Here is a 14,822-nt window from a genome sequence, read left to right on the forward strand (position 1 = left end):
TCGCTCGCTGCACGTTAAATCGGCGCCAGGCACTGCTTGGACTGCAACATGCCCGCGGCAAGTCGTGGCAGCATCTCGCGAAAACGGATCGATGGTTGAGCGATCGTCCGTTTCTGCAAGTAGGGCCCTGCGTATCTGCATTGATGGCGTGATGCGCCACGCTGATGACGTGTTTGAGATTCCCCAGCACGATAATGACCCGTCGCGCACCGCAGCACCGGTGGGCCAGGAGTAAGCCGGCACAACAGACGGTGCTGCAGTCGCGGCTATTCCAGCGCGTCGCTGGCGCGGAATTCGGTGGAGCGTCCGCTGAGTTTCAAAAACGCCAGTACCGTCAGCCCCACCGCCATCCACGCAGCGCCGCCCAGTTGTGCATGCAGATCGGCATTGAGCAGCACGTAAGCCAGGATGAGGATCCCGATCAAGGGCACCACTCCATTCAGCACACGCCGGCCCTGGGTGCGGAAGTGCCACAGCACTGCGATATGCAGCAGCACAAAGGCGGTCAGTGCGCCGACGTTGCACACCGACGACAGCAGCGCGATCTGCCCGACGAAGACTTCGCCCAGTACCAGACTCAGGCCCGCCACCAGCAGGATCGCGCGCTGCGGCACGCCGGTGCGCGGGTGGATGTGGCGCAGAAAGCCCGGCAACTGCCGGTCGCGCGCCATGGCGAACAACAGCCGCGACGTGGCCGCCTGTGCAACCAATGAATTGGCGATTGCCGCGCTGATCGCCACCGTGAGCGCAATGACGATCTGCAGCCATGGCCCGGCGATCAATCGCCCGATCTCGAAGAACGCATCGTTGGATGCCTGCGCGCTTGGGTAGCGCTGCAGGGTGGGCTGCAGCAGTGCCGCCAGCCAGGTTTGCAAGACGAACAGCCCTGCCACGATCAGCAATGCCAGCAAGGTCGCACGCCCCACCACACGGTTGCCGCCGCGCGCTTCCTCGGACATGGTGGAGATCGCATCGAAGCCCAGGAACGACACCACCGCCACCGACAACGCGCTGAAGATCAACTGCGGAGAAAACGCTTGTGGGTTATACAGCGGGCGCCAGCTCCAGTGCGCCCCATTGACGCCGCGCTGGATCGCCAGCGTCGCCAGCACCACGAACACCGCCAGTACCAGCAACTGCGCAAGCAGGAAAAAGCGATTGGCGCGTGCGGTGGTTTCGATGCCACGCAGGTTCACCACCGTGTTGAGCACCACGAAGAACGCTATCCACGCCGGCTGCGGTACCGCCGGCAACACGGTCTGCATCGCATTGGCGCCGACCACATACAGCAGGGTCGGCACCAGCAGGTAGTCGAGCAGAATCGCCCAGCCCGCCAGAAAGCCCATGCCGCTGCTCAGCCCGCGCCCGACATAGGCATACACCGAGCCCGCCACCGGAAATGCCTGCGACATCTGCTGGTAGCTCAGTGCGGTGAACAGCATTGCCACGAAGCCGACCAGGTAGGTCAACGGCACCATCCCGGCACTGATGTCGAAGACGCCGCCGAAGATCGAGAACGGCGCCGTGGGCACCATGCACACCAGCCCGTAAATCAACAGATCCTTGAGCGTGAGCTGCCGCTTGAGCTCCTGTGCGTAGCCGAAGCGTTCCAGCGTGGCCGCATCGTCGCGGCGCGGTGTGTCGATCATGCAGGTGTCCGCTAATAAGGAAGGCCGGCACGCAGCGCAAGCGCCTGGACGACCTGAACGCCCGATCCATGCTGCCGCCAGATGACAGGCATTGTGACGATAATGTGGCCGGCAAGCCCATCCATTGGCAAAAGTGCTAGGTTTTCCATGCTGGATGTCATCTGCTGGCAACCACCGGTACCGAAGGATCACCATGTTCGACACTCTGGCCAGCCTGGGCCGCGATCTGCAGGGGTTGCAGACGCTCGATAGCTGCCTGGATCGGGGGTTCCGCGATGTCTGTGCGCTCGGTTTCCAGTCGCTGGTTTACGACTACGCGCCGGTGCCCCTGAGTCTGGAGGGGGCGCTGATCACGCCAACGGTGTTCATGCAGCGCAATGCGCCGGGCGATATGCAGCATGTGTGGTGCGAGCACGGGTACTACCAACATGACCCTGTTCAGCAGCGTGCAACGCGGCGTACCACGCCGTTCGTATGGTCGTACCGCACCGACGGCAGTTGCCCGGGTGTGGAATATGTGGGCGGTCAGCACCGGCAAGTGACCCGTTATCTATGCGATAGCGGCATGGGCACCGGTGTCACCGTGCCGCTGCATTTGCCTGGTGGCGCATTCGCCACCTTCAGCGGCGCAATCGATGCCGCGGCTGCACAAGCGCCGCGTTTGGCCGAAGCGCAGTTGCTGCCCTTCCTGTTGCTGGCGCACGCCTTCCAGGCGCGTGCGCAGGAATTGCTGGATCCGCAGGAACGCCGCTGCCACCACATCGCGCTGACCCGTCGCGAGCGCGAATGCCTGCAGTATTCGGCCAAAGGCCTGACGTCCAAGCGGATCGCCGCGGCACTTAACCGTTCAACCGCCACGGTGAACCTGCATCTGAATTCAGCCGCCCGCAAGCTGGGTGCACGTAACCGCGTGGAAGCCGTGGTGCGTGGGATGCACTATCGGTTGCTGGAGCCATAAGTATTCTTCGAGCGTGCCTGCGTCGCTGCGGTACGCGCGGCTTCGCAGGTTCCGCAGTGGCAGAACGCATATGCAATGCCAGCATCGCTGGCGCGACCCACCCGTGTTCGAAACGCTGATCTGTTCTTGGACCGAATGGAGTCCAGTGGCGCTCACAGATGTGATAGATGCGGTGATTCGAAGCCGGCATTTCGATCCAAAAGCGGTGCTGAGTCGCGCGATCGCGGTGGCAGCCGGCGACGCGACGCGTTCGATCGAACCGGCTGTCGGCCAGCACCAACCGCGCATCCGGGCGCGCCCAAACCTGTGAAATTTGCCAGTTAACGCCGCTCGGCGCGCTCGCTAGGCTCGGATTTCATCATTGCCGTAGGCAGGCGCAGGTCATGCAGTGCACCGAGGGTTACGTCGAATTCCGCGGCTACCGCACCTGGTACCGCATTACCGGCGACCTGTGCGCGGATGCCTGCCCGCTACTGGTGCTGCACGGCGGCCCCGGGTGCACGCACGACTACGTGGACAGCTTCAAGGACCTGGCGGCCAACGGCCGCGCGGTGATCCACTACGACCAGCTGGGCAACGGCAACTCCACCCATCTGCGCAATGCCGAGCCAGGCTTCTGGACAGTGGGGCTGTTCCTGGACGAGCTGCAGACGCTGATCGCGCATCTGGGGCTGTCGCAATACGCGTTGCTGGGCCAGTCCTGGGGCGGAATGCTGGCAGCCGAACATGCAGTGCGCCGTCCGGCCGGCCTGCGGGCGCTGGTGATCGCCAATTCGCCCGCCTCGATGGGGTTGTGGCGCGCTGCTGCGCTGCGCCTGCGCGCGCGCCTGCCCGAGGACATCCAGGCCGCACTGGACGAGCACGAAGCCGCCGGTACGCTGGATCATCCGGCCTACCGCGCCGCCAGTCAGGTGTTCTACGCGCAGCACGTGTGTCGCGTGCTGCCATGGCCTGCCGAGGTCGCGCGTACGTTTGCCGCCATCGACGCCGATCCAACCGTGTATCACGCCATGAACGGCCCGACCGAATTCCACGTGGTGGGCAGCCTGCGCAACTGGAGCATCATCGAGCGCCTGCACCGCATCACCGCACCCACGCTGGTGCTCTCTGGCAAGTACGATGAAGCCACGCCGGAAACCGTCGAACCCTATGCGCGGTTGATTCCGGATGCGCGCTGGCACGTATTCCCCAACTCCAGCCACATGCCGCACGTGGAAGAGCGCGTGGCGTGCATGCGCCTGGTCGGCAATTTCCTGGACGATCAGACACCGTGGCCCGGTGGCCAAATGTTGCGCTCGTCAGCACTGGCCAATCGCGCTGTTTGAGCGTGCAATGCGCGCGTGCGATGGCCAGTGCGCCGATCGACGGCACCGCGTTTAGCTGTCTGCCTGATGCGGTGATGTGGCGATGGGCGGACACCATCAATCCTTGCCTGCGATAGATGCCCTGCAGCGTCGTATGCCTGCGTCGAGGCAAGCGCGGCGCTGCGTGCGTTCCGCGCATCTGTGTCGATGGAGGTTCGAGCACGGTCGCAGGCCCGCGTCAATCTGCCGGCCCATGTTGATGCGCCGGCGTCGCAGTGCACACACCGCAGCGTGGGAGGCATCGCAGGCTACTGGCGGGCAGGCGCGTAAGCGCTCTGATGCGCTGCGACGGCGCTCGCGCGCGGCAGCTTGCGTCCGCATGTTCGTGCCGATGTAGAGGCAAATGCTGCATTGCATGACTGCAATGCGGTGGGCCAGCTGCGATCGACAGGCGCGCTGATCGCGTCCATGCCTGTCGCCGCGATCGGCATGTCGATCGTGACGGTTACAGGCGCGATTGCTCTGCGCGTTCGAGCACGTGCGCATCGCCGGCATCTGCAGGCACAGGGCACCTACTTGCGTCGACCAATACAGGGCTAATCGCACCGCAATGGCGTGTCCTGTCCTGGCTGTCCTTCGCTGTCCCTTTTGCATGTCTCGGAAAGAGAACACCGCGGTGTGTCTAAGTTTCGAAGATGAATAATTGTTTTATGTTTTAAATCGCGTGAAGAATGCAGCCCCCCACGCATCGCATTGCTGTTGTCGTCGCCACTGCGCAGACGGCCTGCATTGCTTGTCGACTTCTTTGGGAGAGGCTACATGATCATCAAGACGCTCCAGGGCGCACTCACGCTTGCACTGTCCGCTTGCGCCGCGGGCGCGATCGCCGGCCCGGTCGGCTACGGCGCGGCCACCACCGGCGGCGGCAACAAGACACCGGTCAACGTGGCGACGTTCGAAGCGGTGCAGGCCGCCATCGACAACTATTCCGGTAGCGGTGGGCTGGTGCTCAACTACACCGGCCAGTTCGACTTCAGCGCCATCAAGGACGTGTGCGCGCAATGGAAGCTGCCGGCCAAGACAGTGCAGATCAAGAACAAGAGCGATATCACGATCAAGGGCGCCAATGGCTCGTCGGCGAACTTCGGCGTGCGGGTGGTGGGCGATGCGCACAACGTGATCATCCAGAACATGACCATCGGTTTGCTGCAAGGCGGTGAAGATGCCGATTCGATTTCGCTGGAAGGCAACTCCAGCGGCGAGCCGTCCAAGATCTGGATCGACCACAACACCATCTTCGCCTCGCTCACCAAGTGTTCCGGTGCGGGCGATGCCTCCTTCGATGGCGGCATCGACATGAAGAAGGGCGTGCACCATGTCACCGTGTCCTACAACTATCAAAAGGTCGCGCTCAATGGCTACAGCGACAGCGACACCAAGAACTCGGCTGCACGCACCACGTATCACCACAACCGCTTCGAGAACGTGGAATCGCGCTTGCCATTGCAGCGGCGCGGCTTGAGCCACATCTACAACAACTACTTCAACAATGTGTTCACCTCAGGCATCAACGTGCGCATGGGTGGGGTGGCGAAGATCGAGTCGAACTACTTCGAGAACATCAAGAACCCGGTGACCTCGCGCGACAGCAGCGAGATCGGCTACTGGGACCTGATCAACAACTACGTTGGCAGCGGCATCACCTGGAGCACGCCGGACGGCAGCAAGCCCTACGCCAATGCCACCAACTGGGTGAGCTCCAAGGTGTTCCCAGAGTCGCTGGGCTACATCTACACCGTGACACCGGCGGCACAGGTCAAGGCCAAGGTGATCGCCACGGCGGGTGCGGGCAAGAACCTGGCGGAGTGACCGGGCGCGCGCGGAGTAGCGAATGAGCGATAGTCAGCACTGGTCAGGTGGACGTGGAGGGCACACAGGAAGCGCAGCGCTCTGGTCGACAGGACGATTCCGACGGGTGGCCGTCCATCTGAAGCTGCACGGATGGTCGCCCGTTGCTCTTGGCGGCATCAAGGCACATCTCCGGATTGTTCGGCGATGTGCCTTGCCCGTTTCTTGAAGACGAAAGGTCATGCGCGCGCTGTACGGGCCGACAGGCGGCAGCGCGCGCCGGCAGGTTGCCGGGCGTTGTCTGTTGCAAACCCGAGCGCAAGGGCGCGATCGTGCGGCATCGCCACTCCTTCCCCGGGCTGGCGTCAAGAGGCGCGGCAGGCGCTGCGACGCGGTATCGTGTCGCGATTCCATCCATGCAAGCCTGTCCATGCCGCTTTCGACCGATTCCGTTGCTGAGACCGCTGCGCCCGCCGCGCCTGCATTGCGCCATGCGCTGAAACCGCGGCAATTGATGATGATGGGCCTGGGCACGGCGATCGGCGCCGGGCTGTTTCTGGGCTCCGGCGTGGGCATTCACGCGGCCGGACCGGCGGTGCTGATCTCGTATCTGATCGCCGGGGCGTTGGTCATCATTGTGATGAATGCGCTGGGCGAGATGGCCGCCGCCAAGCCGGCCAGCGGGGCATTCTCGGTGTACGCCGCCGATGCGATGGGCCCGACGGCCGGCGCTACCGTGGGCTGGCTGTGGTGGTTTCAGATCGTGGTGGTGATTGCGGCCGAAGCGGTAGGCGCAGCCGGGCTGCTGGCCACGGTCTGGCCGGCGTTGCCGGTGCCATTGCTCTCGTTGCTGTTCATGGCCACGTTCACTGCGATCAATCTGCTCGGCGTGCGCAGCTTTGGCGAGTTCGAATTCTGGTTCGCCATCCTGAAAGTGCTGGCGATCGTGGTGTTCCTGCTGATCGGCGTGGCGTTGCTGGCGGGCTGGTTGCCTGGGGCGGCGTCGCCCGGGCTGTCCAATTTCACCCAGAACGGCGGCTTTGCGCCAAAGGGCCTGGCCGGTATCGGCTCGGCGTTGCTGGTGGTGGTGTTTGCCTTCGGCGGCACCGAAATCGTCGCGGTGGCCGCAGCGGAAACCGCCGACCCGGGACGCAGCCTGGCGCGCACCATCCGCACCGTGGCCTGGCGCATCCTGGTGTTCTACATCGGGTCGATCAGCGTGATCGTGGCGGTGGTGCCGTGGACCAGCGCCGCACTCAGCTCGCCGTTTGCGGCCGTGCTGGAGGTCGCACGCATTCCCGGTGCCGCCACAGCGATCACCCTGGTGGCGGTGGTCGCACTGCTGTCGGCGCTCAACGCCAATCTGTACGGCGCTTCGCGGATGATCTTCTCGCTGGCCCAGCGCGGCGAAGCGCCACGGTTGCTGGCCAGGACCAGCGGCGAGCAGGTGCCGCTGGTGGCGGTGATCGCCAGCGTGTTGTTCGGCTTCGCCGCCGCAGCGTTGGAGTTGTTGTATCCGAACAAGGTGTTGCCAATGCTGCTCAACATCGTCGGTGCCACCTGCCTGCTGGTGTGGACGATCTCGCTGGTGTCGCAGCTGATCCTGCGCGCCCGCGCGGACCGTGCCGGCCTTGCGCTGCCGTTCCGCATGCGCGGCTATCCGTTTCTGACCGTGCTGGCGCTGGTCATCCTGGCCGTGATCTTCGTGTTGTTGGCCTCTTCGGCCGATACGCGCGCGCAATTCCTCTCGATGGTCGCGCTGACCGCGGTCATCGCAGCGGTGAGCGAAATCGCGCGACGCGTGCGTGGGCGGATGTGAGGGACTGTGGGCGCGGCTGGGCGCGGCTGGGCGCTGATGCGTTGTGTGCGATGACGGATTTGTAAACTGTAACCAGCGGGCAGCGCTCATGACGCGAGCGCAACCGGGAATTGCACCCGTCGTCGGTGGCAACGTTGATGTGTTCCGGTTTTGGCCTGGCCACGGATCACGGCGTCAGCGGAGTGCGTCCGCAATCGCGCACGCGCACTAACCCGCCTGTCCAGGAGCCGCTGCGGGTGCACACCCAGGCTGTGGCCGATCAGCAGGCTCCTCGTCGCGGCATGCTGCGCCGCCGGCATGCGCGGCCGCATCGTCGCCAAAAGCGTCCAGGCCTCGTCGAGCCCTGGTCAGACGACGACGGGTCCAATAACGAAAAACCGCCGCACCGATGCGTTGCGTAAGCGAAACGAGCATTGCGTCAGCAGTCCTGCCTTTTGTGCATTCGCCTTGGGGATCTGATGGTCCAGTTCGGTTATTCTCATCCGAACGCACATGCTCGACCCATCAAGGCGCTCGAAGAATATCGGCCGGATATTCAATGCGGGAACGCGCTTTATGGGTGAGTTCTTCAGACGTCATTGCCGGGGTTCGCCCATGCATGCGGTTTCATCCGACAACCTAGCTGACTTGCCTTCGCCGCTCACGCTGGAAGCAGTGCATGCGTTGGCGTGTCCGGTCGATACGCATCTGGATTCGCTGTATCTGTCGCGCCTAGGTGGCTTCGATTTCTGGAAGGGCGATTGGAAAGCGCATCGGCGTTCTCCGATCCTCTGGTTGATGTCCAAGACCTCACCGAGAGGTCGCACCAACCGCTGATGTACCACGTGAGCGGCCCGGACTTTCTCGCCGGTGGCTATGGCGGTGCCTGTTTCAGCGCCCACGCACTTTGGGAAAACCTCGTCGCTGTGCCTTTTCTCGACCCCTGGAAGCACTGGGTGGAGCATCGGCGCTATGTCCAGGAGATGGTGGCGGCAAGCGGCGGGCGAATGCGGCTGGCACGCAGCGCCACCGAGCTACGCGCGATTCGCGCAGCAGGTCTGTGCTGCGCCATCCTGTCGTTGGAGGGTGCGCACATGCTTGGACCACGCGGGAGCCGCAGCCAGGCGTTGCGGCTGGCGCGTCTGGAAAGTGCAGCCAGGGCCGGCGCCGCCTATCTGACGCTCAACCATTTCAGCCACACCGACATCTCCCAGGCCGGCTATGCATCGCTCAATCCGTGGCGCGAACGTAAAGGTGCGGGGCTGACGGAGTTTGGCCGGCAGGTGGTGGAGCGCTGCATCGATGTCGGGCTTCTGGTGGATCTTTCGCATACCTCGAGCCAGGGGATACGTGACGCCTGCGGCATCTGCCTCCGTCGCGACGTGCCGGCCTTCGTTTCGCATGGCGCATCGCGCAGCGTCACGCGTGGTGTGGAAACGCGGCCTTCGCATCACCTGGACCGGGCGCTCGACGACGCGGCGATCCGTGCCATCGTGCAGACCGGTGGCTGCATCAGCGTCATCCTGGCGCCGTACTTCTTGCAGCATTCACTTTTGGCAGATGGCACGCCGGATATGGATGCCGATCTTGCCTTTGTCGTCGGCTATTACGAAGCGTTCGCCCGACAGATTGCCGCCATGGGAATCGTCGAAGATCCATGGAAACACTTGAGTTTCGGTAGCGATTTCGATGGCGGCATTTCCAGCCTGCCGACCGGGATGCGCAGCGGTGCGGATCTGCACAAGCTCACGCAGGCGATGCTGGATGCCGGCTGGCCCACGCAACGCATCGTCGATGTGTATAGCGGCAACTTTCTGCGGATCTGGGAGCGGGTGCGGCCATAGCGTTGCGCCAACTTGGTTGGAAGGCAGGGCGTGGCAGGTCCTGCGCCGCCTGGCGACGTGCACTGACCAGCGCCCGGCATTTCGCCGTGACAGCATTCGCGCCATTGGGTCGCCCCCGGCGCACGGCGCACTGCCCAGCGGAGGCAGGTGGTCCGACGCACCGCAGTACAGGGGCGGCAATTTGTCGCGGATGCGACGCCGTGTCGCATCGGGAACGGGCGCGACCATCCCTATCATGATCGTCTAGCGCAGCAGCGAGCTCGCGATCGCCCGATGCAGTGCATCCCGGTGATCAACCTGCGAGCTGCTCGCCAACGATCACTTTTCCTGGAGGGTTCTCCATGGACGCACTGCTGTTATCGCGGATCCAGTTTGGATTCGTCATCGCGTTCCACGTATTGTTTCCGGCATTCACCATCGGGCTTTCCAGTCTGCTGGCGTTTCTGGAATGGCGCTGGTTGCGCACGCGTCTGCCGGTCTGGCGCGAGCTGTATTTCTTCTGGCAGAAGATCTTTGCCGTGTCCTTCGGCATGGGCGTGGTCAGCGGCATCGTGATGGCCTTCCAGTTCGGGGCCAACTGGCCGGAATTGAGCCGCGTGGCCGGTGGCGTGATCGGGCCACTGCTGAGCTATGAAGTGCTCACCGCGTTCTTTCTGGAAGCCAGTTTCCTGGGAGTGATGATGTTCGGCTGGGGGCGCATTTCCGAGCGCCTGCATTTGCTGTCCACCTGCATGGTGGCGCTGGGCACGCTGTTTTCCACGTTCTGGATTCTTTCGTCCAATAGCTGGTTGCAGACCCCGGCCGGCTTTGATGTCATCGGCGGCATCGTCCACCCGGTCGACTGGTTGAAGATCATCTTCAATCCCTCGTTCCCGTACCGGCTTGCGCACATGGCGCTTGGCTCATTCATCACCACCTGCTTCGTGGTGGGTGCAGTGGGCGCGTGGTATCTGCATCGTGGCGTGCATCGCCAAGCCGGGCTGTGCATGCTGAAGCTGGCCGTGGTGTTTGCCGCGATCGCCGTACCACTGCAGATCGTTGTCGGCGACATGCACGGCTTGAACACGCTCAAGCATCAGCCGATGAAGATCGCCGCGATGGAAGCGCACTGGCATGCCGAAAAACCGGGCGAGGGATTCCCGCTGGTGGTGTTTGCGGTGCCCAACGCACAGGCCGAGCGTAACGACTATGAGGTGGCGATTCCGCGCCTGGGCAGCCTGATTCTGACCCACCGCCCGGATGGCAGCATCGCACCGCTGACGTCGGTGCCCGCAAGCGAGCGCCCGCCGGTGACGCCGGTGTTCTTCGCCTTCCGCATCATGGTAGGGATCGGCTCATTGATGCTGCTGGTGGCCTGGGTGTCTGCGTTCGCGTTGTGGCGCGGCAAGCTGGTGCACTGGCGCTGGTTGCTGGCGGTTTGGCGCTGGATGTTGCCGAGCGGCTTCATCGCGCTGATTTCCGGCTGGTTCGTCACCGAAATCGGCCGGCAGCCCTATGCGGTCTACGGCTTGTTGCGCACCGCCGATGCGGTGGGCCCGCAGTCTGCGCTGATGACCGCCATCTCGCTGACGGTGTATGTGGCCGGCTACGCGTTCGTGTTCGGCTGGGGCATCTGGTACCTGGTCAAGATCGGCAAGATCGGACCGACACCGCATGATGCGCCGCAGCTGGACCATGGCGAACACACGCCCGCACGGCCGCTGTCGGCGGCCGACGAATCGATCGACGGAGCTGCATGATGGAGATGACGAGCGTCTTGCCGGTGGCGTGGTTTGCGGTGATCGGCTTCGGGGTGCTGATGTACGTCGTGCTGGACGGCTTCGTGCTCGGCATCGGTATCCTGGCGCCGTTCCGAAAGGACGAAGCGCAGCTGGATCTGATGATGAACACCGCCGCGCCGATCTGGGACGGCAACGAAACCTGGCTGGTGCTCGGCGGGGCAGGGCTGCTGGCCGCATTTCCCAAGGCGTATGCGGTGATCCTGTCGGCGCTGTATCTGCCGGTGCTGTTGATGGTGATGGCCTTGGTGTTCCGCGGCGTGGCGTTCGAATTCCGTTTCAAGGCGCATCGATCGCGGCGCTTGTGGAGTAATGCGTTTGCCGCCGGTTCGATCCTGGCCACCTTCGCGCAGGGCGTGATCCTGGGCGCCCTGGTGCAGGGTCTGCAGATCGAGAACGACCGCTATGTCGGCGGCATCTGGGGCTGGTTCAGCCCGTTCGCGATGCTGACGGGCGCCGCCTTGGTGTTCGGCTATGCGCTGCTCGGCAGTACCTGGCTGATTCTCAAGACAGAAGGCCATGTGCAGCAGTTGGCGCGGCAGTTGAGCCGACCGTTGACCATCAGTGTGTTGATCTTCATCGGCCTGGTCAGTGCCTGGCTGCCTTCGCTGCAGTCGCATGTGATGGAGCGCTGGTTCAGTGGCACGCACTATCCGTGGCTGATGCCGGTGCCGCTGCTGGTGGCCATCGTGGGGGTTGCGCTGTGGCGTGCGAGCGAGGCCGCGCGCTCGGATGCGCTGCCATTCCTGCTGGCGATGGGCCTGTTCGTGCTGGGCTTCTTGGGCTTGGTGCTGGGCATGTGGCCGTATCTGGTGCCGCCGGTCTACACCCTCTGGCAGGCTGCCGCACCGCCGTCTTCGCAGCTGTTCGCGATGGTCGGTCTGGTCGCCTTGCTGCCGCTGATCCTGGGCTACACGGTGTGGTCGTACCGCGTGTTTCGCGGCAAGGTCACTGCGGACAATGGGTATCACCACTGATGGCAGGTGCGGCGTCATGGCGCTGCATCGCCCGTCAGCGCAGGCGCTGCCTGAACATCCATTCCCACATCGTCGGGTCCGCATAGGTCGCGTCCCAGGCGTTGTGGTTGCCTTCCGGGTATTCGCTGTAACGCACATTGGCGCCCACGCCTTTCGCAGCGCGGTACAACGCGCGGTCGTCGTGCGGCGGTACCGAGTCGTCCTTGGCGCCATGGAACATCCAGATCGGTACGTGCTTGAGTTGTGTCACTGCCGCGGTGTACGGGTCCGCTTCCTTCGCCACCAGGCTCACGTACAAGGTGCGGCGCTCATCGCGCGGTGCCTTGAGCGCGCCGCAGATCGGCACGATCGCCGCAAACCGGCGCGGCTGCATCAGCCCGATTTCCCAGGCGCCATAGCCGCCCATCGAAATGCCGGTGAGGTAGGTGCGCTGCGGGTCGGCACCGAACTCGGCGCTGGCCGCATCCAGCGCCGCGATCGCCATGCGCGCATTGATGCCCATCCACTCCTCGTCCTCGGGCACTTGCGGCAGCACGACAAGTGCGGGGAAGTCGGCGGTGTGTTCGCTCAAGTACGGGCCCACGCCGACTTCGGCCTGGTCGCGCCCGTTATCGCCGCGCTCGCCCGAGCCATGCAGGAATAGCACGATGGGCCACGGCTGCGGCACCTTGGACGCCGGCACGAACACTTGATAGCGGTACAGGCGCCCGTCCAGTTTCAACGTGCGGGTGACGAAGTGGCCGCGGCGTTCGTCATGGTGGCGCTCAGCCATGCTGGAACAGCCGGCCAGCAATAGCGCAAAGGCAATGACAACAAGACAACGACGAATCACGCAGCTCTCCCGACCGATCACATGGGTGCAGTATTACCGCATGCCGGTGCGCTGGCGTGTCGAGGCGCGGCGATTCCTGTCGAATATTCATCTGCTTGTCGTCATCGCGTGCATCACACGCGCTAGGCCAGGTACCGCAGGTCAGGGCAGCAGTATCAACGTGGCCAGGCCCAGGAAGCTCAAAAAGCCCATCACGTCGGTCAAGGTGGTCAGGATTACGCCACCGGCCAATGCCGGATCGAAGCCCAACCGTTTCAGCGTCACCGGCACCAGCACTCCGCCGAAGGCGGCAGTGAGCATGTTCACCGTCAACGCGGTGCCGATCACCAGCGACAGCATCGGTTGCCGGAACCAGGCCAGCACGATCAAGCCAAGCCCGATGCCCAGGCACAGCCCGTTGATCAGCGCGACAGTAAGCTCTTTCTTGAGCAAGGTCATCACGTTGGACGAGCCGATCTGGCCCAGTGCCAGACCGCGCACCATCAGTGCCAGCACCTGGGTGCCGGCATTGCCGCCCATGCCGGCAACGATCGGCATCAGCGCCGCAAGCGCCACCAGTTTTTCGATGGTGCCTTCGAACCTGCTGACCACGCTGGACGCCAGAAACGCGGTGCACAGATTGATGCTCAGCCAGATCAGGCGGCGCCGGAAGGCGCGCCGTGCCGGGCTGAACATGTCTTCGTCTTCGTCCAGACCGGCCGCGCTCATGGCCTGGTGCTCGGCCTGCTCGCGGATGATGTCGACCACGTCGTCGATGGTGATGCGGCCGAGCAGGATGTTGTTGTCGTCCACCACCGGCGCGGAGATCCAGTCGTGGTCGGAGAAGCGCCGCGCCACTTCGTCCGAACCGTCGCCGACATCGATGGCCGGTTGCTCGTCGTCGATCAGCCGGTTGACCGGCGTACTGTCTTCGTGGGTGACCAGCGCCGCCAGCGGCACACGGCCCAGGTATTGGTGGCGCCGGCTCACCACGTACAGGTGATCGGTGTGGTCGGGCAGCTCGCCGCGCAGGCGCAGATAGCGCAGCACCACATCCACGTTGACGTCGGCGCGCACGGTGACCACGTCCGGGTTCATCAGACGCCCGGCGGTGTCTTCCGGATACGACAGCACCTGCTCGAGCCGCTCGCGGTTTTCGCGGTCCATCGACTTGAGCACTTCATCGATGACGGTATCGGGCAGGTCTTCGACCAGGTTGGCCAGATCGTCGATGTCCAGGTCTTCGACCGCAGCCACGATCTCGTCCGGGTCCATGTCGGCCAGCAGGCTTTCGCGCACTTCGTCGCCGACGTGCAGCAGCACCTCGCCATCGTCTTCCGGATCGACCAGCCCCCACGCCACTTCGCGCTTGCCGGGCGGCAGCGATTCGAGCAGGTTGCCGATTTCCGCCGGCGCCAGCGTATTGACCAACCGGCGTACCGGCCCGAGGCGTCCGCTATCCAGCGCGTCGGACAGCAGGCGTAGCTGGCGCGCGGTTTTGTCGTGGCGGACGGCTTCGGCCATGCGCGGCTTCCCGGAAGAGTGGACGCGCCAGTAAAGGACGCGGTGCTGGGTCAGCAAGGCATTATCGCTTGCGTATGGTGACGAAACATACAGGGTCGCTGCCGCGCGCTTGCGCAGGGCATGCGCGGTGGACGCAGCCAAGCCGCGAGGGCTGCTGAAGGTGGATGGAGCGGTACGCGATTGACGATGCGGGCGGAATTTTCGATGCGCTTTTCGACCAAGGAGGCGATCAAAGCGGTGCGAGCGGGCGTGACCGGCGCGCAGCAATCGCACTGCCCAAGCGGTGCGTGCCGATTCGCAGCACCGTCTGCCCGCCTCAGGGCTGCGAAAT

General features: G+C 64.0%; 10 protein-coding genes and 1 pseudogene. 8 read left to right on the plus strand and 3 right to left on the minus strand.

All coding sequences use genetic code 11. The features are described 5' to 3' along the window. Window positions 1–266: 266 nt before the first annotated feature. Window positions 267–1,649, minus strand: coding sequence for an APC family permease (locus J7360_RS09125; protein WP_209033720.1), 1,383 nt, complete (start codon window positions 1,647–1,649; stop codon window positions 267–269). Window positions 1,650–1,842: 193 nt separating this feature from the next. Between J7360_RS09125 and J7360_RS09130 the strand changes: the two genes are divergently transcribed. From J7360_RS09130 to cydB, 8 genes and pseudogenes are all read left to right on the plus strand, one after another. Then, window positions 1,843–2,607: a LuxR family transcriptional regulator gene (locus J7360_RS09130; RefSeq protein WP_209033722.1), complete on the plus strand. Its 765-nt coding sequence runs from the start codon at window positions 1,843–1,845 to the stop codon at window positions 2,605–2,607. A gap of 103 nt (window positions 2,608–2,710) precedes the next feature. Then, window positions 2,711–2,917 carry a hypothetical protein gene (locus J7360_RS09135; RefSeq protein WP_223842578.1) on the plus strand — a complete coding sequence of 69 codons (207 nt, stop codon included), beginning with the start codon at window positions 2,711–2,713 and terminating at the stop codon, window positions 2,915–2,917. Between the two features lie 73 nt (window positions 2,918–2,990). Next, on the plus strand, window positions 2,991–3,932 hold the full coding sequence (locus tag J7360_RS09140) for a proline iminopeptidase-family hydrolase (RefSeq protein WP_007964313.1): 942 nt from the start codon (window positions 2,991–2,993) through the stop codon (window positions 3,930–3,932). A 798-nt stretch (window positions 3,933–4,730) separates the two neighbouring features. After that, entirely contained in the window at window positions 4,731–5,780 is a 1,050-nt protein-coding gene (locus J7360_RS09145) for a pectate lyase (RefSeq protein WP_209033724.1), read from the plus strand. Between the two features lie 409 nt (window positions 5,781–6,189). Continuing rightward, complete coding sequence (locus J7360_RS09150; RefSeq protein WP_057662789.1) at window positions 6,190–7,578, plus strand: amino acid permease; 1,389 nt, start codon at window positions 6,190–6,192, stop codon at window positions 7,576–7,578. A 594-nt stretch (window positions 7,579–8,172) separates the two neighbouring features. After that, window positions 8,173–9,401: pseudogene (locus J7360_RS09155) on the plus strand (dipeptidase). A 341-nt stretch (window positions 9,402–9,742) separates the two neighbouring features. After that, complete coding sequence (locus J7360_RS09160) at window positions 9,743–11,140, plus strand: cytochrome ubiquinol oxidase subunit I (RefSeq protein WP_007964320.1); 1,398 nt, start codon at window positions 9,743–9,745, stop codon at window positions 11,138–11,140. Continuing rightward, window positions 11,140–12,156 carry a cytochrome d ubiquinol oxidase subunit II gene (gene cydB / locus J7360_RS09165; RefSeq protein WP_057662252.1) on the plus strand — a complete coding sequence of 339 codons (1,017 nt, stop codon included), beginning with the start codon at window positions 11,140–11,142 and terminating at the stop codon, window positions 12,154–12,156. The genes J7360_RS09160 and cydB overlap by 1 nt, the downstream gene beginning before the upstream one ends. A gap of 34 nt (window positions 12,157–12,190) precedes the next feature. Here the strand turns inward: cydB and J7360_RS09170 are convergent, their stop codons facing one another. Together J7360_RS09170 and mgtE are read right to left on the minus strand one after the other, a co-directional pair. After that, window positions 12,191–12,928 carry a prolyl oligopeptidase family serine peptidase gene (locus J7360_RS09170; RefSeq protein ID WP_211115884.1) on the minus strand — a complete coding sequence of 246 codons (738 nt, stop codon included), beginning with the start codon at window positions 12,926–12,928 and terminating at the stop codon, window positions 12,191–12,193. Window positions 12,929–13,129: 201 nt separating this feature from the next. Then, window positions 13,130–14,491 (minus strand): magnesium transporter, encoded by a 1,362-nt coding sequence (gene mgtE / locus J7360_RS09175; protein ID WP_057662404.1) that lies wholly within the window; start codon window positions 14,489–14,491, stop codon window positions 13,130–13,132. Window positions 14,492–14,822 lie beyond the last annotated feature (331 nt).

The organism is Xanthomonas sp. D-99 (genome assembly GCF_017746145.1).
Taxonomy (GTDB): Bacteria; Pseudomonadota; Gammaproteobacteria; order Xanthomonadales; family Xanthomonadaceae; genus Xanthomonas; species Xanthomonas cissicola.